The organism is Pseudomonas vranovensis (assembly GCF_040438935.1).
Taxonomy (GTDB): domain Bacteria; phylum Pseudomonadota; class Gammaproteobacteria; order Pseudomonadales; family Pseudomonadaceae; genus Aquipseudomonas; species Aquipseudomonas vranovensis.
Genome location: NZ_CP159259.1, coordinates 206,894 through 227,840, shown reverse-complemented (window position 1 = coordinate 227,840; position 20,947 = coordinate 206,894). Strand labels below are relative to the sequence as shown.

General features: G+C 61.8%; 17 protein-coding genes. 1 reads left to right on the top strand and 16 read right to left on the bottom strand.

Annotated elements, in window-relative coordinates; genetic code table 11:
* Positions 1 to 70 precede the first annotated feature (70 nt).
* Positions 71 to 2,806: a preprotein translocase subunit SecA gene (secA, locus tag ABVN19_RS01100; protein WP_028943299.1), complete on the bottom strand. Its 2,736-nt coding sequence runs from the start codon at positions 2,804 to 2,806 to the stop codon at positions 71 to 73.
* 283 nt (positions 2,807 to 3,089) lie between these two features.
* Between secA and ABVN19_RS01095 the strand changes: the two genes are divergently transcribed.
* Positions 3,090 to 3,557: a DciA family protein gene (locus ABVN19_RS01095; protein WP_028943298.1), complete on the top strand. Its 468-nt coding sequence runs from the start codon at positions 3,090 to 3,092 to the stop codon at positions 3,555 to 3,557.
* Positions 3,558 to 3,623: 66 nt separating this feature from the next.
* Here ABVN19_RS01095 and lpxC read toward each other — a convergent pair whose 3' ends face one another.
* The 15 genes from lpxC to rsmH all read right to left on the bottom strand — a co-directional run bounded on the left by lpxC (position 3,624) and on the right by rsmH (position 20,946).
* Positions 3,624 to 4,535, bottom strand: coding sequence for a UDP-3-O-acyl-N-acetylglucosamine deacetylase (gene lpxC, locus ABVN19_RS01090; RefSeq protein WP_028943297.1), 912 nt, complete (start codon positions 4,533 to 4,535; stop codon positions 3,624 to 3,626).
* Between the two features lie 112 nt (positions 4,536 to 4,647).
* On the bottom strand, positions 4,648 to 5,838 hold the full coding sequence (gene ftsZ / locus ABVN19_RS01085) for a cell division protein FtsZ (protein WP_028943296.1): 1,191 nt from the start codon (positions 5,836 to 5,838) through the stop codon (positions 4,648 to 4,650).
* A gap of 57 nt (positions 5,839 to 5,895) precedes the next feature.
* A complete protein-coding gene (ftsA, locus tag ABVN19_RS01080; RefSeq protein ID WP_028943295.1) occupies positions 5,896 to 7,149 on the bottom strand; it encodes a cell division protein FtsA in 1,254 nt (417 codons plus the stop codon).
* Between the two features lie 14 nt (positions 7,150 to 7,163).
* On the bottom strand, positions 7,164 to 8,033 hold the full coding sequence (locus ABVN19_RS01075; protein ID WP_028943294.1) for a cell division protein FtsQ/DivIB: 870 nt from the start codon (positions 8,031 to 8,033) through the stop codon (positions 7,164 to 7,166).
* Positions 8,034 to 8,037: 4 nt separating this feature from the next.
* On the bottom strand, positions 8,038 to 8,997 hold the full coding sequence (locus ABVN19_RS01070) for a D-alanine--D-alanine ligase (protein WP_028943293.1): 960 nt from the start codon (positions 8,995 to 8,997) through the stop codon (positions 8,038 to 8,040).
* Positions 8,994 to 10,448: a UDP-N-acetylmuramate--L-alanine ligase gene (gene murC / locus ABVN19_RS01065; protein WP_105641920.1), complete on the bottom strand. Its 1,455-nt coding sequence runs from the start codon at positions 10,446 to 10,448 to the stop codon at positions 8,994 to 8,996. Before murC ends, ABVN19_RS01070 begins: the two co-directional genes overlap by 4 nt.
* Positions 10,441 to 11,520, bottom strand: a complete 1,080-nt coding sequence (gene murG, locus ABVN19_RS01060; protein WP_028943291.1) for an undecaprenyldiphospho-muramoylpentapeptide beta-N-acetylglucosaminyltransferase — start codon at positions 11,518 to 11,520, stop codon at positions 10,441 to 10,443. The genes murC and murG overlap by 8 nt, the downstream gene beginning before the upstream one ends.
* The gene (gene ftsW, locus ABVN19_RS01055) at positions 11,510 to 12,721 is read right to left on the bottom strand and encodes a putative lipid II flippase FtsW (protein WP_177431059.1); all 1,212 of its coding nucleotides are present in this window, start codon (positions 12,719 to 12,721) and stop codon (positions 11,510 to 11,512) included. Before ftsW ends, murG begins: the two co-directional genes overlap by 11 nt.
* Positions 12,721 to 14,067 carry a UDP-N-acetylmuramoyl-L-alanine--D-glutamate ligase gene (gene murD / locus ABVN19_RS01050; protein ID WP_105641919.1) on the bottom strand — a complete coding sequence of 449 codons (1,347 nt, stop codon included), beginning with the start codon at positions 14,065 to 14,067 and terminating at the stop codon, positions 12,721 to 12,723. The genes ftsW and murD overlap by 1 nt, the downstream gene beginning before the upstream one ends.
* A 6-nt stretch (positions 14,068 to 14,073) precedes the next feature.
* A complete protein-coding gene (gene mraY / locus ABVN19_RS01045; RefSeq protein WP_028943288.1) occupies positions 14,074 to 15,156 on the bottom strand; it encodes a phospho-N-acetylmuramoyl-pentapeptide-transferase in 1,083 nt (360 codons plus the stop codon).
* Positions 15,156 to 16,526, bottom strand: coding sequence for a UDP-N-acetylmuramoyl-tripeptide--D-alanyl-D-alanine ligase (murF, locus tag ABVN19_RS01040; RefSeq protein ID WP_028943287.1), 1,371 nt, complete (start codon positions 16,524 to 16,526; stop codon positions 15,156 to 15,158). Before murF ends, mraY begins: the two co-directional genes overlap by 1 nt.
* On the bottom strand, positions 16,519 to 17,982 hold the full coding sequence (locus tag ABVN19_RS01035; protein WP_028943286.1) for a UDP-N-acetylmuramoyl-L-alanyl-D-glutamate--2,6-diaminopimelate ligase: 1,464 nt from the start codon (positions 17,980 to 17,982) through the stop codon (positions 16,519 to 16,521). Before ABVN19_RS01035 ends, murF begins: the two co-directional genes overlap by 8 nt.
* Positions 17,982 to 19,715 carry a penicillin-binding transpeptidase domain-containing protein gene (locus ABVN19_RS01030; protein ID WP_167332103.1) on the bottom strand — a complete coding sequence of 578 codons (1,734 nt, stop codon included), beginning with the start codon at positions 19,713 to 19,715 and terminating at the stop codon, positions 17,982 to 17,984. Before ABVN19_RS01030 ends, ABVN19_RS01035 begins: the two co-directional genes overlap by 1 nt.
* Positions 19,715 to 20,008 carry a cell division protein FtsL gene (gene ftsL, locus ABVN19_RS01025; protein WP_028943284.1) on the bottom strand — a complete coding sequence of 98 codons (294 nt, stop codon included), beginning with the start codon at positions 20,006 to 20,008 and terminating at the stop codon, positions 19,715 to 19,717. Before ftsL ends, ABVN19_RS01030 begins: the two co-directional genes overlap by 1 nt.
* Positions 20,005 to 20,946 carry a 16S rRNA (cytosine(1402)-N(4))-methyltransferase RsmH gene (rsmH, locus tag ABVN19_RS01020; protein WP_105641951.1) on the bottom strand — a complete coding sequence of 314 codons (942 nt, stop codon included), beginning with the start codon at positions 20,944 to 20,946 and terminating at the stop codon, positions 20,005 to 20,007. The genes ftsL and rsmH overlap by 4 nt, the downstream gene beginning before the upstream one ends.
* Between the last annotated feature and the right edge of the window lies 1 nt (position 20,947).

The window sequence follows — 20,947 nt, the reverse complement described above, 5'->3', positions numbered from 1 at the left end:
CAACGCCGCGACGGTTCAAGACCGGTCGCGGCGCGGTGTTCATGAATCAGCGTACTGCCGGGCAGATGACTTAGTTGATCTGGCCGTGGCAGTGCTTGAACTTCTTGCCCGAACCACACCAGCACAGCTCGTTGCGGCCCAGCTTCTGTTCGTTGCGCACAGGGGCAGCGGCGACGGCGACTTCAGCGCCCTCCTCCTGTTCCTGGGCCTGCTCCAGACCGGGTGCTGCAGCGTGCTGGAACTGCATGCGCGATGCCAGCTCCTCGGCTTCGCGGCGCAGGCGGGCTTCTTCTTCGACCGGATCTTCGCGGCGCACCTGAACGTGCGAGAGCACGCGGATGGTGTCGCGCTTGATCGAGTCGAGCAGCTCCTGGAACAGGTTGAACGACTCGCGCTTGTACTCCTGCTTCGGGTTCTTCTGGGCGTAGCCACGCAGGTGAATGCCGTGGCGGAGGTGGTCCATGGTCGACAGATGGTCTTTCCACAGGTCGTCCAGTACGCGCAGCAGGATCTGCTTCTCGAAGGTACGCAGGGCTTCGGCGCTGGCCTGTTCTTCCTTCTCGTTGTAGGCCGCCAGCAACTCTTCCATCAACTTCGCGCGAAGGGTTTCTTCGTACAGGTGATCGTCTTCGTCGAGCCACTGCTGAATCGGCAGCTTGACGCCAAAATCACTGGCCAGGGCCGCTTCCAGGCCAGCCACGTCCCACTGCTCGGGCAGCGATTGCGGTGGGATGTGTTGGGAAACGGTGACGTCGAGCACTTCCTGGCGGAAGTCGGCGATGGTGTCGCCAATGTTATCGGCTGCCAGCAGGCTGTTACGCATGTGGTAGATGACTTTACGTTGCTCGTTGGCCACGTCGTCGAATTCGAGCAGTTGCTTACGAATGTCGAAGTTGCGACCTTCGACCTTGCGCTGGGCCTTCTCGATGGCGTTGGTGACCATGCGATGCTCGATGGCCTCGCCGGACTGCATGCCCAGGGCCTTCATGAAGTTCTTCACCCGGTCAGAGGCGAAGATGCGCATCAGGCTGTCTTCCAGCGACAGGTAGAAACGGCTGGAGCCCGGGTCGCCCTGACGGCCGGAACGACCGCGCAGCTGGTTGTCGATACGACGCGACTCGTGGCGCTCGGAGGCGATCACGTGCAAGCCACCGGACTCGATCACCTGCTGGTGACGCTTCTGCCAGTCGGCCTTGACCTGGGCGATCTGCTCGGGGGTCGGGTTCTCCATGGCGGCGACTTCGACTTCCCAGTTGCCGCCCAGGAGGATGTCGGTACCACGACCCGCCATGTTGGTCGCAATGGTCAGCGCGCCCGGACGACCGGCCTGGGCGATGATCTCGGCTTCTTTTTCGTGGTACTTGGCGTTTAGTACCTTGTGATCGATGCCTTCCTTCTGCAGCAGGTTGGACATGTGCTCGGACGTTTCGATGGTGGCGGTACCCACCAGCACCGGACGGCCCAGGGCCATGCTTTCCTTGATGTCGGCGATGATCGCGGCGTACTTCTCGTCGGCGGTCAGGTAGACCAGGTCGTTGAAGTCCTTTCGTGCCAGCGGCTTGTTCGGCGGGATGACCATAACGTTGAGGTTATAGATCTGGGCGAACTCGAAGGCTTCGGTGTCAGCGGTACCGGTCATGCCGGACAGCTTGTTGTACAGACGGAAGTAGTTCTGGAAGGTGGTCGAGGCCAGGGTCTGGCTCTCGGCCTGGATATTCAGGTTTTCCTTCGCTTCGATGGCCTGGTGCAGGCCTTCGGACAAACGGCGACCGGGCATGGTACGACCGGTGTGCTCGTCGATCAGCAGGACCTGGCCGTCCTGGACGATGTACTCGACGTTGCGGTGGAACAGCTTGTGCGCGCGCAAGCCGGCGTAAACGTGGGTCAGCAGGCCCAGGTTGTGCGCCGAGTAGAGGCTCTCGCCTTCGGCCAGCAGGCCGACCTGGGCAAGCATTTCTTCGATGAACTGGTGACCGGCTTCGTTGAGCTCGACCTGGCGGCTCTTCTCGTCGATCTTGTAGTGGCCCTCTTGGGTCACCTCGCCTTCCACTTCCTCGATGTGCTGCTTGAGGCGCGGGATCAGCTTGTTGATCTCGATGTACAGCTTGGAGCTGTCTTCGGCCTGGCCGGAGATGATCAGCGGAGTCCGCGCTTCGTCGATCAGGATGGAGTCGACTTCGTCGATCACGGCGAAATTCAGCTCACGCTGGAACTTCTCTTCCATGCTGAACGCCATGTTGTCGCGCAGGTAGTCGAAACCGAATTCGTTGTTGGTGCCGTAGGTGATGTCGGCTGCATAGGCAGCGCGCTTTTCTTCTGGCGGCTGGAACGGCGTGACGACGCCGACGCTCAGACCGAGGAATTCATACAGCGGACGCATCCAGTTGGCGTCACGGCGGGCCAGGTAGTCGTTGACCGTAACCACGTGCACACCCTTGCCCGACAAGGCATTTAGGTATACGCCCAGGGTTGCGACCAAGGTCTTGCCTTCACCGGTGCGCATTTCTGCGATCATGCCTTCGTGCAAGGTCATGCCGCCGATCAATTGCACATCGAAGTGACGCATGCCCATGACGCGCTTGCCCGCTTCACGGGCAACCGCAAAGGCTTCAGGCAACAGCTGGTCGAGGGTTTCGCCTTTGGCCAGGCGCTCTTTGAACGCAGCGGTCTTGGCCCGCAGCTGCTCGTCGGAGAGAGCCACCATCTGCTCTTCGAAGGCATTGACGATCTGTACCGTCTTGAGCATGCGTTTGACTTCACGCTCGTTCTTGCTTCCAAAAAGTTTTTTTAACAAAGGCGCAAACATATTGGCTGGATCTTCCACACGTAGGGATGGAGGGCGGCCCCGTGAGTCGCCCGTGCAGCCCTTATGGCCGCATGCGAACGAGCATTCTACCCGGAAACGATGGTGAGGAAAGTGGCGGATTTCCACGATGCTGGCGCAGCGCTTTGACGGGGCTTTTTTACAATAAGGGCTTTTTTCACAACTTCAACCCATTGGCTACATGAAGTTTTCACCGGGCACCCAGGCAAGGCGCTTGCCGGGGGATCTGATAAGATGCCTGTTCTGTAACTTCAGGTGTACCCCCATGGCTTTTCGCCCCTTGCCGGCACGCGCCCCAGCAGTTCTGCTGCGCGAAGCACGGCCGCTCAAAGCCCTGTTCAGCCAGGCCCAGCGCCTGGCGCAACTGCAAAAGCTGCTCGACAGCCAATTGCAACCGGCTGCCCGCGAACACTGCCATATCGCCTCCTGGCGCGAAGGCACGCTGCTGCTGATTGTCACCGACGGCCACTGGGCCACCCGCCTGCGCTACCAGCAAAAACGCCTGCAACGCCAGTTGCAGACGCTTGATGCGTTCGCAAGCCTGACCCGCATCCTGTTCAAGGTCCAACCGCCGACCACCCAGAGCCGCGCTGTGGGGCACACCGCCGACCTGTCCACCCGTGCCGCCGAAAGCATCCAGGCCACCGCTGAAGGCATCAGTGATCCGAAACTGCGGGCGGCGCTGGAGCGCCTGGCCAGTCATGCGCGCGACAAGAACACTGCCGACGACTGACGGTAGGCGCGGGCATAAAAAAGGCCACCCGAAGGTGGCCTTAATCACTAGAGAGAGTGCTCGAACTTACACTGCCGCGACCGGACGCATGTAAGAGATCGGTGCCGTACTGGCATCTTCGAATGTCACCACTTCCCAGGCGTCAGTTTCCTCGATCAGCTTGCGCAGCAGCTGGTTGTTCAGCGCGTGCCCGGACTTGTAGCCCTTGAACTCGCCGATCAGGCTGTTGCCCAGCAGGTAAAGATCGCCGATGGCGTCGAGGATCTTGTGCTTGACGAATTCGTCTTCGTAACGAAGGCCGTCTTCATTGAGCACGCCGTCCTTGTCGACCACAATGGCGTTTTCCACGCTGCCGCCGAGCGCGAGGTTGTGCTTGCGCAGGTACTCGATATCGCTCATGAACCCGAAGGTCCGGGCGCGGCTGACTTCCTTCACGAACGAGGTGCTGGAAAAGTCCACGCTGGCACTTTGGGTCCGGTTACGGAACACCGGGTGATCGAAATCGATCTCGAAACTCACCTTGAATCCGTCGAACGGCAGGAAAGTAGCGCGCTTGTCGCCGTCTTCCACTGTCACTTCGCGCAGGATGCGGATGAATTTCTTGGCTGCGTCCTGTTCTTCCAGGCCGGCAGATTGAATCAGGAATACAAAGGGCCCAGCGCTACCGTCCATGATCGGCACTTCGGACGCGGAGAGCTCGACGTAGGCGTTATCGATGCCCAGGCCAGCCATGGCCGAGAGCAAGTGCTCCACCGTGTCTACCTTGGTATCGCCATTGACCAGAGTCGTCGACATGGTCGTCTCGCCGACATTCGCCGCGCGGGCAGGAATTTCCACCACGGGGTCGAGGTCGGCACGGCGAAATACGATGCCGGTATCCACAGGTGCGGGTTTGAGGGTCAGGTAAACCTTTTCCCCGGAGTGCAGGCCGACACCTGTGGCACGGATAATATTTTTCAGGGTGCGTTGTTTAATCATGGCATTGGCCGCTTCAGCGCAAATTGCGAACTGGTATCAACAAAGGCTGGGGATAATACCAGACCCGGCCTTTGCTGAACACCAATCACCCTTATACTCCTGATAAATTTCATCAATCGGCCTGACGACGCAGGAACGCTGGAATATCCAGGTAATCCAGATCGTCTTGCGGATTGAGCTTGGCAGCGGCGGCTGCACCGGCGTGGGCCTGGTTGCGCATTACAGTCGGGCGCTCCAGGTCACGGTAGTTCACCGACGGTTGCTCCTGGCGTACAGGCGCAGGGGCTGCGGTCTGCATCGCGACAGTCTGCATGGTGTTGTCGATGACCTTGACCGGCTTCTCGATCTTCGCGCCCAGGCCCGTGGCAACCACGGTCACGTGCAGCTCGTCACGCATGTCCGGATCGATAACAGTACCGACCTTGACCATGGCGTGATCGGAAGCGAAGGCTTCGATGATGCTACCGACGTCCGAGTACTCACCCAGCGACAGGTCAGGACCTGCGGTGATGTTGACCAGGATGCCGCGAGCGCCCTGCAGGTTGACGTCTTCGAGCAGCGGGTTGCGGATGGCTGCCTCGGTCGCTTCACGCGCACGGTTCGGACCGCTGGCGCAGCCAGTGCCCATCATGGCCATGCCCATTTCGCTCATCACGGTACGAACGTCGGCGAAGTCGACGTTGATCATGCCCGGACGCTTGATGATGTCGGAGATACCGCGAACGGCACCGGCCAGTACGTCGTCAGCCTTGGCGAAAGCGGACAGCAGGCTTGCGTCCTTGCCCAGGATGGTCAGCAGCTTCTCGTTCGGAATGGTGATCAGCGAGTCAACGCTCTCTGCCAGCGCGCGGATGCCCTCATCGGCGATCTGCATGCGCTTGCGGCCCTCGAACGGGAACGGACGGGTCACCACCGCAACGGTGAGGATGCCCAGTTCCTTCGCCACTTCGGCGATGATCGGTGCAGCACCGGTACCGGTACCGCCACCCATGCCGGTGGTGATGAACACCATGTTGGTGCCCTGCAGCACTTCGGCGATGCGCTCGCGGTCTTCCAGGGCGGCCTGACGACCGACTTCCGGATTGGCGCCAGCACCCAGGCCCTTGGTCACGCCGGTGCCGAGTTGCAGGATGGTGCGCGCGCCGATGTTTTTCAGCGCCTGAGCATCGGTGTTGGCGCAGATGAACTCGACGCCTTCGATGTTGCTCTTGACCATGTGATTGACGGCGTTGCCACCGCCGCCACCGACGCCGATCACTTTGATGACCGGACTTTGCGGGACGTTGTCTACGAGCTCGAACATTTTCCCTCTCCTTACAGTTCTCTAGTTTTTGCGCCTACTACTACTGCTTTGAAACTTTTAAAAGTTGCCTTTGACCCAGCGAGTGAAACGCTCGAACGCTGGTGCCTTGGGTTCATCGCCATAGTTGTTGCTGCTGTTGCCGGTCAGGCTCACGCCGTCGGACTGCTTTTGCAGGCCGTAGGTCAGAAGGCCCACACCGGTGGAATAAATCGGGTTGCGCACGACGTCGCTCAGGCCCCGAACGCTATGCGGTACGCCCAGGCGTACCGGCATGTGGAAAATCTCTTCGGCCAGTTCTACTGCACCTTCCATCTTCGAGGTACCGCCGGTCAGGACGATGCCGGCTGGCACCAGGTCCTCGTAGCCACTACGGCGCAGTTCGGCCTGGATCAGGGTGAACAACTCGTCGTAACGCGGCTCGACCACCTCGGCCAGGGCCTGGCGCGACAGCTCGCGCGGTGGACGATCGCCGACACTCGGCACCTTGATGGTTTCGCCAGCACCGGCCAGCTTGGCCAGGGCGCAGGCGTAGCGAATCTTGATCTCTTCGGCGTACTGGGTCGGGGTGCGCAGGGCCATGGCAATGTCGTTGGTCACCTGATCACCGGCAATCGGGATCACGGCGGTGTGGCGAATGGCGCCTTCGGTGAAGATGGCAATGTCGGTGGTACCGCCGCCAATATCCACCAGGCACACGCCCAGCTCTTTCTCGTCATCGGTCAGCACCGAGTAGGCCGAGGCCAGTTGCTCGAGGATGATGTCGTCGATTTCCAGGCCGCAGCGGCGTACGCACTTCTCGATGTTCTGCGCGGCATTGACGGCACAGGTCACCACGTGGACCTTGGCTTCCAGACGCACGCCCGACATCCCCAGTGGCTCGCGCACGCCTTCCTGGTTGTCAATCACGTAGTCCTGCGGCAGGGTGTGCAGCACCCGCTGGTCGGCCGGAATGGCCACGGCCTGGGCGGCGTCCAGCACACGCTCGAGGTCGGCAGCGCTGACTTCACGGTCGCGAATGGCGACGATGCCGTGGGAGTTCAAGCTACGGATGTGATTGCCGGCGACACCCACGAAGGCGGAGTGGATCCGGCAGCCTGCCATCAGCTGGGCTTCTTCCACCGCGCGCTGGATCGACTGCACGGTCGACTCGATATTGACCACCACGCCCTTCTTCAGCCCGCGTGACGGGTGGGTGCCGATACCGACGATTTCCAGGGTGCCGTCGGCGGCTACTTCGCCTACCAGCGCCACTACCTTGGAGGTGCCGATATCCAGCCCGACGATCATTTTGCCGCTATGCGCATTTGCCATGGTCCTGCCTCTCTCTAATTCTTCGCAACGGCGGGTTGGGCCGTCGTCGGTGCAATCGTTTCCCGCCAGCCAACGGCCAGGCCGTTGGCGTAGCGCAGATCGATGCGGGCGATGTTCGTGATCTGTTCTTTGAGTGTCTTGTCGTAAATGGCAATGAAACGGCGCATCTTTTCCACCAGATGATCGCGTCCCAACAGCAGTTCGACACCAGGCCCCGTGCTGCCGGCACCCGTGGTCAGGAACCAGCTGCCGCGCTCACGCACCTCCAGCCGGGCAATCGAAAAGCCCATTGGCCGCAACATCTGGCTCAGTACCTGATACTGCTGCATCACTTGTTGCTGCGCCCGCTGCGGGCCGAACAGCTGCGGCAGGTGCTCATAGTTGGCCAGCTCGCGCGGGGTGAACGCCTGGCCCTGGTTGTTCAACAAGGCCTCCTCACCCCAGCGCGCCACCGGCAACTGTTCTTCCAGGCGAATCACCACTTCGTCTGGCCACACCCGTCGCACTTCGGCATGGGCGATCCAGGGCATCTGCTCCAGTTCTGCGCGCATGCTGGCCAGGTCGACGGTGAAGAAGCTGGCCGCCACAAACGGGGCGATTCGCTGCTGCACCGCTTGTTGGCTGATATAGGTCAGATCCCCCTGCACGGCGATCTTGGTGATCGGCCGGTCGGCATAGGGCATCAGGCGTTGCGCACCTTCGTAGGCTGCAAAACCTGCGACCACCAGCAGCACGGGCCACAGCAGACGCTTGAAGACGCTGAAGTTGGCCTTAGGCAGGCGCGCCGACAGTGGCTCCTTGGCCACCATCCGGCTGGCACCGCGCGGCACCGGCTTGCTACGGCCGGTGGCGGGTTGCTGATGACGTAACATCGCGCCTTGCATGGGCTTAACCTCGCGCCTCGACGCTTGCCGCCAGGATTGCCAGCACCAATTGCTGGAAGTCGAGGCCGGCCGCGCGTGCCGCCATGGGGACCAGGCTGTGATCAGTCATGCCTGGTGCGGTGTTGACTTCGAGCAGCCAGAAACGCCCCTGCTCGTCCTGCATCACGTCCAACCGGCCCCAGCCAGCAATACCAACGGCGTCGCAGGCACGGGCGGTGAGGTCGATCAGTTCCTGCTCTTTTTCAGCGCTCAAGCCGCATGGAATCCGGTACTGGGTATCGGATGCCAGGTACTTGGCGTCATAGTCGTAGAACGTATGGGGGGTGCCCAGCGCGATGGGAGGCAATACCTGCCCACGCAAGGTCGCGATAGTGAACTCCGGACCGTGAATCCATTGTTCGACCAATACTTGCGAATCGTAGGTGGCGGCGTCTTTCCAGGCGGCGATCAATTCGTCGACGCTGGTCACTTTCGCCATACCGATACTGGAACCTTCATGGGCCGGTTTGACGATCAAAGGGAAGCCCAGTTCCGTGCCCGCGGAAATACAGTCGGATTCGCTGCCCAGCACGGCGTGACGCGGGGTCGGAATGCCCAGGCTCTGCCACACCTGCTTGGTGCGCAGTTTGTCCATGGCAAGTGCCGAGGCGAGGATGCCGCTACCGGTGTAAGGGATGCCCAGACACTCGAGCAGCCCCTGCATGCTGCCGTCTTCACCGCCACGGCCGTGGAGGATGATGAAGGCGCGGTCGATCTTCTCGTCGAGCAGGCGCTGCAGCAGGTCGTCACCGACATCGATGGCAACAACATCGACACCGGCACTGGTCAATGCTTCGATGACCGCAGCGCCGGACTTCAGCGAAACCTCACGCTCGGCGCTCTTGCCGCCGTAGAGCACGGCTACGCGACCGAAGTCTTTCACGGGAATGGTCGAATGCAGCTTGTCGTATTGGTTCACAGTCATTTCGACTTCCCCTGACTGGTCACTGCACCAGCGAACAACGGACTTTTGATAAGTTGCGGGGCCAGGCCACCGATATCACCGGCGCCCTGGCACAGCAGGATGTCGCCTGCGCGCAGCAATGGCTTGACCAGCGGCGCCAGCTCGATGCCGCGCTCGATGTAGATCGGGTCGAGCTGACCGCGCTGACGGATGCTGTGGCACAGCTGACGGCTGTCGGCACCGGGGATCGGCTCTTCGCCGGCCGGGTAGACCTCCATCAGCAGCAACACGTTGGCATCGGCCAGGACCTGGACGAAATCGTCATACAGATCGCGTGTACGGCTGTAGCGGTGCGGCTGGTAGACCATCACCAGGCGACGCTCTGGCCAGCCACCGCGCACAGCCTTGATCACCGCGGCCACTTCGGTCGGATGGTGGCCGTAATCGTCGACCAGCATCACGCTGCCACCGTCCACCGGCAGTTCGCCGTAGACCTGGAAGCGCCGCCCTACCCCCTGGAACCCCGAGAGGCCCTGGACGATGGCTTCATCGCTGATGCCCTCGTCGGTCGCGATGGCGATGGTCGCCAACGCGTTGAGCACGTTGTGATTGCCCGGCATGTTGACCGACACATCCAGCGGCTCGCGGTCGCGACGCAACACGGTGAAGTGGGTCTGCATGCCCGACTGACGAACATTGATCGCACGCACGTCGGCTTCTTCGCTGAAGCCATAAGTAACGGCAGGACGCTTGACCAGGGGCAGGATCTCGCGCACCACCGGGTCGTCCAGGCACATCACGGCCAGGCCGTAGAACGGCAGGTTGTGCAGGAACTCGACAAAAGTCTTCTTCAGCTTGTTGAAGTCGCCTTCATAGGTGGCCATGTGGTCGGCGTCGATATTGGTGACGACTGCGACCATCGGCTGCAGGTGCAGGAAGCTGGCATCGCTTTCATCTGCTTCGGCGATCAGGTAGCGGCTGGTGCCAAGCTGGGCATTGGTGCCTGCTGCATTCAGCCGGCCACCGATCACGAAAGTCGGGTCCAGGCCACCGGCAGCGAACACCGAGGCCAACAGGCTGGTGGTGGTGGTCTTGCCATGGGTACCGGCCACGGCGATACCGTGGCGGTAGCGCATCAGCTCGGCGAGCATTTCGGCGCGCGGCACCACGGGGATACGACGCTCCAGTGCGGTGGCAACTTCCGGGTTGGCGGTATTGATAGCGCTGGAGACCACCAGTACATCGGCGCTGGCGGCGTTCTCGGCACGGTGGCCGATGAAGATCTGCGCACCGAAGGATTCCAGGCGCTCGATGACCGCCGAGGTCTTGAGGTCGGAGCCCGACACCTGGTAACCCAGGTTCAGCAGCACTTCGGCGATCCCGCACATGCCCACACCGCCGATACCAACGAAGTGGATGCGGCGGATACGGCGCATTTCCGGTTGTGGCATGGCTTTCTGACTTTCAACCATGGGCCACCTCCAGACAGATATCGACCACGGTGCGGGTGGCCGCAGGTTTTGCCAGGCGCCGGGCAGTGGCGGCCATGGTGGTGAGTTTTTCCGGTTGCATCAGCACCTCGTTCAGGCGTTCAGCGAGTTCCGCTGCGCCGGTTGTCGCTTGTGGCATCAGGAAGGCAGCGCCTTCACGGGCCAGATAATGGGCGTTGTGGGTCTGGTGATCGTCGATGGCATGGGGCAAGGGCACCAGCATCGATGGCAAGCCGGCCGCAGCCAGCTCACTGACGGTCAGCGCGCCGGCGCGGCAGACCACCAGATCGGCCCAGCCATAGGCTTGGGCCATGTCCTTGATAAACGGCTCTACCTGAGCCTCGACTCCAGCCTCGCGGTAGCGCTCGGCGGTAATCTGGTCGTGCTGCTTGCCGGCCTGGTGGAACACCTGGGGACGAATGTCCACAGGCACTTGGGCCAGGGCTTGGGGCAGCAATTTGTTCAAAGGTTCCGCGCCCAGGCTTCCGCCCAGTACCAGCAGGCGTGGCTGGCGCGTGCCCAGTGGTTCACGCGGGGTATCCATGAACAGTTCACTGCGCACCGGGTTGCCGGTGGTACGCAGTTTGTCCGATGCACTGAAAGTGCCGGGGAAAGCTTCGCAGACTCGGCCGGCCAAAGGCACCAGCAGCCGATTGGCGGTACCGGCGCGGGCGTTCTGCTCGTGTACCACTACAGGCACACCGCACAGCCTTGCGGCAACGCCGCCAGGCCCTGTCACATAACCACCAAAACCGACCACACAGACCGGCTTGAGTTGGCGAATGATGCGACGGGCCTGCAGTACGGCCTTGACCAGGGTGAACGGCGCCTTGAGCAGCGACAGCTTGCCCTTGCCCCGCAGGCCAGTGACGTTGATCAGGTGCAGGGGCAGACCAGCCTGGGGCACCAACTCGTTTTCGATGCCGCGGGGGGTGCCCAGCCAGTGCACGCTGTAGCCGCGCGCCTGGAATTCACGGGCGCAGGCCAGGGCCGGGAACACGTGCCCCCCGGTACCGCCCGCCATGATCAGTACGTTCTTGCCGTCAGCGGCCATGATTGGTCTCCTCGGCAAAATCGCTTTCATCAAACTCATGCTCTTCGCTGCCCAGGTGGGTTCGACTCTCCCACTCGATCCGCAGCAGCAAACCTACACAGGCACAGCAGATCACCAGCGAACTGCCCCCGTAGCTCAGGAATGGCAGGGTCAGACCCTTGGTCGGCAGCAGACCGACGTTTACGCCGATGTTGATCAGGAACTGGCCGATCCACAGGAAGGCCAGGCCGAAGGCCATGTAGGCAGCAAAGTACTGCTTGGCTTTCTCGGCCCACAGGCCGATGTACAAGGCGCGCACGGTGACGAACACGAACAGCGCCACGGTGACCAGCGAACCGATCACGCCCAGCTCCTCGGCCAGTACCGAGAACACGAAGTCGGTATGCGCTTCAGGCAGGTAGAACTGCTTCTGCACACTGTTGCCCAGACCGACGCCAAGCCATTCGCCACGACCGAAGGCAATCAGCGCCTGGGTCAATTGATAGCCGGAACCGAACTGATCCGACCAGGGATCGGTAAAGGTAATCAGGCGCGCCATCCGATAGGGCTGGGCCTGGACCAGGACGAACACCGCCCCCACTGCCAGCACCACCATCAGGCTGAAGCGGAACAACCCGACCCCTCCCAGAAACAGCATGGCCGCCGCCGCGCCCATCATCACGACCGTGGCACCGAAGTCCGGCTCCATCAGCAGCAGGCCAGCCATTGGCAGCAAGACGATGAACGGCTTGAAAAAGCCCATCCAGCTCTCGCGCACTTCCTGCTGGCGACGCACCAGGTAGCCAGCGAGGTAGATCACCACGAACACCTTGGCGATCTCCGAGGGCTGCACGTTGAAGAAGCTGAAGCCGATCCAGCGCATCGAACCGTTCACTTCGCGACCGATGCCCGGCACCAGCACCAGTACCAGCAGGCCAAACGCGCCGACCAGCATGGTGAAGCCCATTTTCTGCCAGGTCGCGATCGGCACCATCATGGTGACGATGCAGGCGAAGACACCGATGGCCACGTACACCAGGTGACGGAACATGTGATACAGCGGGTTACCCGACTGCGCCGCAGCCACTTCCGAGGAGGCCGAAGTAATCATCACCAGGCCAAGGCCCAGCAGTGCCAGGCAACCGGCGAGCATGGCGAAATCGAGGTCGATGCCACGGCCGCTGATCAGCGGCGACGGATAGGGCTTGATGATGCCGAAGATCATGCCAGCCCTCCTACGGCCTGGGCGAACAGGCGCCCACGCTCTTCAAAGTTCTTGAACATGTCGAGGCTGGCACAGGCTGGCGACAACAGCACCGCGTCGCCCGGCTGGGCCTGTTCGGCACACTGCTGAACGGCTTCGTCCAGGGTCGCGACACGGATCAGCGGCACGCTGTCGCCCAGTGCCTCGGCCAGACGCTCGGCGTCGCGCCCCAGTAACACCACGGCACGGCAATGTGCCGCCACCGGGGCACGCAGGGCGCTGAAATCGGCGCCTTTGCCATCGCCACCGGCGATCAGCACCAGTTTGCCGTCGATATCGGCACCCAGGCCTTCGATCGCGGCCAGGGCTGCACCGACGTTGGTGGCCTTGGAATCGTCGTACCAGTTCACGCCGTTGCGCTCGCGAACCCATTGGCAACGATGGGCAAGGCCGGCGAAGGTGCGCAGGCTGGAGAGCATGGCATCCATCGGCAGGCCGACCGCGTGCCCAAGTGCCAGTGCCGCCAGGGCGTTGGACTGGTTGTGTGCACCGCGGATTTTCAATTCGCGTACCGGCATCAGGTTCTGGAACTCGAACGCCAGGTACTTTTCACCCTGTTCTTCACGCAGGCCGAAGGCCTTGAAGTCGGGCGCATTCAGACCGAAGGTCCAGACCGGTTGGCCTTCGGCCAGCAGCGGACGGCTGAGGGCGTCCTGACGGTTGACCACCACTTGGCGAGCCCCCCGGAAGATTCGGTGCTTGGCCAGGTGATAGGCCGGCAGACCGCTGTAGCGGTCCATATGGTCTTCGCTGACATTGAGCACGGTAGCCACTTCAGCATTGAGCTGGTCGGTGGTTTCCAGCTGGAAGCTGGACAGCTCCATCACGTACAACTCGACGTCGTCACTGAGCAGGTCCAGTGCCGGGGTGCCGAGGTTGCCGCCGACAGCCACACGTTTGCCTGCCGCAGCGGCCATCTCGCCTACCAGGGTGGTAACGGTACTTTTCGCATTCGAGCCACTGATGGCAATGATCGGTGCCTTGGCGTTGCGCGCGAACAGTTCGATATCACCAGACAGCTTCACGCCACGGGCAGCCGTCTGTTGCAGCGCCGGGGTGGCCAGGGCCAGGCCGGGGCTCACATACAGTTCGTCGGCACGGCAGAGAAATTCGACATCCAGCTCGCCACAGCGCACTTCCACCTGCGGGTAATCACGGCGCAGGGTTTCCAGTTCCGGAGGGGCCTCACGGGTGTCGGCGACCGCAAAGGCAATGCCCCGGTTCGCCAGGAAGCGAACCAGGGACATGCCGCTCTTGCCGAGGCCGACAACGATGCGGAAGTGGTCAGAAGCGATCAATGACACGCGTTTCTACCTCAGTTTCAGGGTGGCAAGGCCGATCAGCACCAGAATCACGGTGATAATCCAGAAGCGGACGATCACCCGAGGCTCGGGCCAACCCTTGAGTTCAAAGTGGTGGTGGATCGGGGCCATGCGGAACACTCGACGGCCGGTCAACTTGAAAGAGGCCACCTGGATCACCACCGACAGGGTCTCCATCACGAACACACCGCCCATGATGAACAGGACGATTTCCTGGCGAACGATGACGGCAATGGTGCCCAGTGCAGCACCCAGTGCCAGGGCACCGACGTCGCCCATGAACACCTGGGCCGGGTAGGTGTTGAACCACAGGAAGCCCAGGCCGGCACCGATCAGCGCGCCGCAGAACACAATCAGCTCGCCTGCGCCCGGTACGTAGGGAATCAGCAAGTATTCGGCAAATTTCACGTTGCCCGACAGGTAGCAGAAAATGCCCAGAGCGCCGCCCACCATCACCGTCGGCATGATCGCCAGGCCGTCGAGGCCGTCAGTCAGGTTGACCGCATTGCTCGAACCGACAATCACGAAATAGGTCAGCACCACGAAACCGGCACCCAGCGGGATGGTGAGATCCTTGAGCATCGGTACGATCAGGGTGGTTTCCACGCTGCTTGGCGCAGTCATGTACAGGAAAACCGCAGCGCCGAGGCCGAACACCGACTGCCAGAAATACTTCCAGCGGCTCGGCAGGCCACGCGAGTTCTTCTCGATCACCTTGCGGTAGTCATCGACCCAGCCGATCGCACCGAACAGCAAGGTGACGACCAGTACCACCCACACATAGCGGTTGGTCAGGTCGGCCCACAGCAAGGTGCTGATACCGATGGCCGAGAGAATCAGGGCGCCACCCATGGTCGGGGTGCCGGATTTGGACAGGTGCGATTGCGGGCCGTCATTGCGAACCGCTTGACCGATCTGGCGAATCTGCAGGGTACGAATCATCCAGGGGCCCAACCAAAGGGCCAGCGACAACGCGGTCAGTACGCCCAGGATCCCGCGCAGGGACAGGTACTGAAAGACCGCGAAGCCTTTGTAGAACTGTTGCAGATACTCAGCCAGCAGCAGCAGCATTAATGTTTCTCCCCGCTGGAACCGCACAAAGCCGCCACGACGTTCTCCATCGCAGCGCTGCGCGAACCCTTGATCAAAATAGTGGTGTTAGTGGCCTGCTCGGCGGCGCAAACGGCGTCGATCAGGTCAGCTTGATTAGCGAAATGTCGGGCATTGGCACCGAACGCTGCGACCGCGTGAGCCATGTTCGGCCCCACGGCATACAAGGCCGAAACCTTGTCTTTGGCGTAGTTGCCTACCTGCCGATGCCCTTCCTCGGCCCACTGGCCCAATTCGCCAATATCCCCGAGCACCAGAACGGTGCGGCCGGAAAAGCCGGCGAGTATATCAACGGCAGCGCACATAGAGGTGGGGTTTGCGTTGTAGGTGTCATCGATAACCCGCACACCGTTGGCAGCCATCTGCACCACGGTGCGGCCCTTGACCGGTTGCACGGCATTCAGCCCCTCGGCGGTTTCCTCCAGCGATACACCGAACGCGTGTGCGGCAGCGGCGGCGGCCAAGGCATTGCTGACGTTATGAGTACCGAGCAAATTGAGCTGGACCCGCGCTGTGCCCACGGGGCTACGCAGATCGAACGCCGGGCAGCCTCGCTCATCACGGGTGACAGTGCCGGCGTGGAAATCTGCGGCGCCATTGGTCAATGCGAACGTCACCACACGGTGGTTGCCGGCGCGTTTTTTCCAGGTATCGAAAGCCTTGTCATCAAGGTTCAACACCGCGACACCGTCCTGGCCCAGACTTTCGAGGATCTCGCCCTTGGCTTCGACAATTTTCTCTGGCCCGCCGAACTCGCCGACATGAGCCGTGCCTGCATTGTTGATCAACGCTACCTGAGGCTTGGTCAGCCCGACGGTATAGGCAATTTCGCCAATACGCGAAGCACCCAGTTCGATGACCGCGGCAGTATGCTCCGGGGCGAGTTCAAGCAGGGTCAGCGGCGCACCGAGGTCATTGTTCAAGTTGCCACGAGTGGCCAGGACCGAACCACGGGTGCGCAGAATGCTGGCCAGCATTTCCTTGACGGTGGTCTTGCCGCTGGAGCCGGTGATAGCAGCCACTGGCTTGTCGAAAGCGGCACGGTTCAAGGCACCCAACCGGCCCAAGGCCAAGCGGGTATCGGCGACCAGCAACTGAGGCAGGTCGCTGCCCGGCACTTCACGCTCGACCAAGGCTGCGACAGCACCTTTGGCCTGTACGTCGTTCAGGTAGTCATGACCGTCGAAACGAGGCCCGGCCAGGGCTACAAAGAGTTGCCCGGCAACGACTGCGCGGCTGTCGATGCTTACCCCGGTAAAGGTTGCATCGCCACCCACCAGGCGGCCCTGCAAGGGCGCGGTCAACTGGCTGAGGGTCAATGGCTTAAGCATGGGGCGTCTCCCACAGCGCGAGTGCTTTCTCGGCCTCAACCAGATCGGAGAAGTCGTGACGCTCACCGTTGATTTCCTGGTAATCCTCATGCCCCTTGCCCGCCAGGACGATCACATCGTCGACAGCGGCGCTGGCAATCAGCTGGGCAATGGCTGCGCCGCGACCGGCAACGAACTCGACAGCATCGGCCTTGGCAAAACCAGGACGAATGTCGGCAAAGATCCGCTGGGGGTCCTCGGTACGAGGGTTGTCGTCAGTGACCAGCACGCGGTCAGCCAGGCGCTCGGCCACTTCGGCCATTAATGGGCGCTTGCCGCGATCGCGGTCGCCGCCACAGCCGAACAGGCACAGCAATTGCCCCTTGGCGTGCGGACGCAGCGCCTGGAGGACCTGCTCCAGCGCATCCGGGGTATGGGCATAGTCGACTACCACCAGCGGCTTGCCGCCGCCACCCAGGCGCTGCATACGCCCGATAGGTCCTTCCAGGGTTGGCGTGACCTTGAGTATTTCGTCCAGCGCGTAGTCGAGCGCCAGCAAGGTGCCGACTGCCGCCAGCATGTTGCTCAGGTTGAAGCGACCCAGCAGCCGGCTGCGCAAGGTGCGTTCACCCTGGGCAGTCACGATCACGGCGCGAACACCGTCATCGTCAAAATGCGCTTCGCGGCAGTAGAGCGAAGCAGCACTGTCAATTAGGCTGTAGCTGATCAAGCGCGATTCGGCATCCGCATCGGCAAGGCGACGACCGAAGTCGTCATCCAGGTTGACCACACGGCAACGCAGGTTTGGCCAGGCGAACAGCCGCGCCTTGGCGTCTTCGTAAGCCTGCATGCTGCCGTGGTAATCCAGGTGATCGCGTGACAGGTTGGTCATCACTGCGATATCAAACTCCAGCGCTGCAACCCGGCCTTGATCCAGGGCATGAGAGGAGACTTCCATGGCAACTGCCTTGGCGCCACCTTTCTTGAGGTCGTTGAGTGTGGCCTGGACGGCAATCGGGTCCGGCGTGGTCAGGCGGCCACTTTGCAGCTCGCCATAGAAGCCGGTGCCGAGCGTGCCAATCAGGCCGCAGTGCTGACCGAGCTTGTCCAGGGCCTGGGCCACCAGTTGGGTGACGCTGGTCTTGCCATTGGTACCGGTGACGCCAATCAGATTCAGCTGACGGCTAGGCTCGCCGTAAAACCGCCCGGCGATATCCGACAGCTGGGCAATCAGGCCCTTGACCGGGATCAGCGGCGCTTCAGTGATCGGCAACACGGTGGCGCCTTCGGCTTCATAGGCGACAGCAGCCGCTCCACGCTTGAGCGCGTCGGCAATATGTTCGCGGCCATCGACGCGCGCACCCGGTACCGCCAGGAACAGGTCGCCCGGACGGATGTTGCGGCTGTCCAGCGTCAGCTCGCGGATCAACGGATCCCGGCTGGCCTGGGCGAAAAGCTTGCTCAGAGGCATTGTCATTAACCGCGCCCTCCCTTGGCGGGCGCAGCATTGACCTGCTGCGGTGGTGTCGCCGGCGGCAGGTTGTCCGGCGGAATGTTCATCAGGCGCAACGTGCCAGACATGACTTTACTGAAGACCGGGGCAGAGACCAGGCCGCCGAAATAGCCGCCTTTGCTCGGCTCGTCAATGACCACCACCACCGCATAGCGCGGGTCGCTCATCGGGCCGAAGCCTGCGAACAGCGAACGATAAGAGTTCTCGGTGTAGCCCTTGGAGCCGATAGTGGCCTTGCGCGCTGTACCACTCTTGCCACCTACGTGATAGAACGGCACCTGCGCACGGAACACCCCGCGCGGCGCTTCGATGACTTGCTGGACCATGCCTTGGATGGTCTTGGCCACTTCCACCGGCACCACTTGCGTGGACTCCGGCGTCTTGTCGACCTTGAGAATACTCAGCGGCACCATCTTGCCGTCGTTGGCCAGCGCGGCGTAGGCATGCACCAGTTGCAGCGCGGTCACCGACAGGCCGTAGCCGTAGGACAGGGTCGCGGTTTCAGCCTTGCGCCACTCGCGGTGGTTGGGCAGGTTACCCACCCGCTCACCCGGGAAACCCAGGCCGGTGTACTGTCCCAGCCCCAGCTGGGACATTACGCGGTAGATGGACTCGCCACCGATATCGAAGGCAATTTTGCTCATGCCGACGTTACTGGAGTTGATCAGGATGCCGGTCAGGTCGAGGACCGGACCTTCGCTTCTGGAAACGTCGCGAATGGTATAGCGCCCCAACTGCAAGGTGCCCGGATAGACCTCTACCTTGTCGGTCGGCTTCCAGCGTCCGCTTTGCAGGGCGGCACTCATCGACAGCGGCTTGACCGTGGAGCCTGGCTCGAACACGTCAATGATTGCCCGGTTGCGCATGGCGGCCGGGAACATGCTGCGACGGTTGTTCGGGTTGTAGGTCGGCTGGTTGACCATGGCCAGGACTTCGCCGGTCTTCACGTCCAGGATCACCAGGCTGCCCGCCTTGGCTTCCTGCTCGGCGATTGCATTGCGCAGCTCGCGGGTCGCCAGGTATTGCAGGCGAAGGTCGATGGACAACGCCAAGGTCTTTCCGGCCTTGGCGTTTTTGGTTACCTGGATGTCTTTGATCAGCCGGCCACGCCGGTCCTTGATGACCTGTCGCTTGCCCGGCACGCCGGCAAGCCACTCATCGTAGGCCAGTTCGACCCCTTCCCGACCATGATCGTCAAGGTCGGTAAAGCCGACCATGTGCGCAGCCACATCGCCGGCCGGGTAGAAACGACGAAACTCCTCGATGCCGTAGACGCCGGGAATTTTCAAATCGAGGATCACCTGACCCTGCTCTGGGGTCAGGCCCCGGACCAGATAGATGAATTCCTTGCCGGCCTGCTGTTCCAGGCGCTGGGAGAGCTGTTGCGGGTTCTGCTTGAGCGCTGCGGCCAGTGCCGGCCAGCGATCCTTGTAGGCCTGCATTTCCTTGGGGTTGGCCCACAGGGTGGTGACCGGCGTACTCACCGCCAGCGGTTCGCCGTTACGGTCGGTGATCAGGCCCCGGTGCGCAGGAATCGGGATATGACGCAGGCTGCGAGCGTCGCCCTGGCCCTTGAGGAAGTCACGATCGACCACCTGCAGGTCGATGATGCGCCAGGCGATCGCACCGACCATCAAGGCCAGCAGGCCGATGACCACGCGAAACCGCCAGGGGTAGAGTGCGCCTTCAAGTTTCATCATGGCGCCACCATCCGTACTTCATCGGCCGCCGGAATGCGCATTTTCAGCTGTTCGCTGGCCAGGTTTTCGATACGGCTGTGGGCTGTCCAGGTGCTCTGCTCAAGAATCAGCCGGCCCCACTCGGCTTGCGCCTTGTCGCGCTCGCTGAGTTCGCCGTAGAGGGTGTTGAGCAACTGACGGTTCCAATGCGCGCTGTAGGACACCGCCACCGAAGAAACGAGCACGGCGATGAACAGCAGAAGCATCAGGAAGCTTCCGCCTGGCAAAGGCTTGGCGAACAAGCGACTCACCGCAATTTCTCGGCAACGCGCATGACGGCACTGCGCGAACGTGGATTGGCCTTGAGCTCGGCCTCGGAGGCGAACTGCGCCTTGCCGTGAACCTTGATCTTCGGCTCGAAATGCTTGTGCTGCACGGGCAAGTTACGCGGCAGGTTATCGGCCTCACCCTTGACCAGCTTGCGCATGAACAGTTTGACGATGCGGTCTTCCAGCGAGTGGAAGCTGATCACGACCAGGCGGCCGCCGACTTCAAGTGCCTCGAGCGCTGCTTCAAGACCGGCTTCCAGATCACCCAGTTCATTGTTGACGTGAATGCGCAGGCCCTGGAACGCACGGGTGGCCGGGTTCTTGCCCTTCTCCCAGGCTGGGTTGGCCACCTTGAGCACTTCGGCAAGGTCTGCGGTGCGGGTGAAAGGCTCGGTCTCACGGCGCAGCACCACGGCACGGGCCATGCGCTTGGCAAAACGCTCCTCACCGTACTCCTTGAATACCCGGGCGATTTCTTCTTCCGGCGCATTGGCGATGAATTCGGCAGCGCTGACACCGCGCGAAGGATCCATGCGCATGTCCAGCGGGCCGTCATTGAGGAAGCTGAAGCCGCGCTCAGGGTCATCAAGCTGTGGCGAGGAAACGCCCAGGTCAAGCAGGATGCCGCTGACCTTGCCGGCAATACCGCGCTCGGCCACTTCGGCACCCAGCTCGGCAAAACTGCGCTGCACAATGACAAAGCGGCCGTCTTCGGCCGCCAGCGCTTGCCCGGTGGCAATCGCTTGAGGATCTTTGTCAAAACCCAGGAGCCGTCCTTGCGGACCGAGCTTGCTGAGGATCAAGCGGCTGTGGCCGCCGCGACCGAAGGTGCCATCCAGATAGCAGCCATCGGCGCGTACGGCGAGAGCCTCGACGGCTTCGTCAAGCAGTACGGTGATGTGGTTAAAGCCGCTATCTATA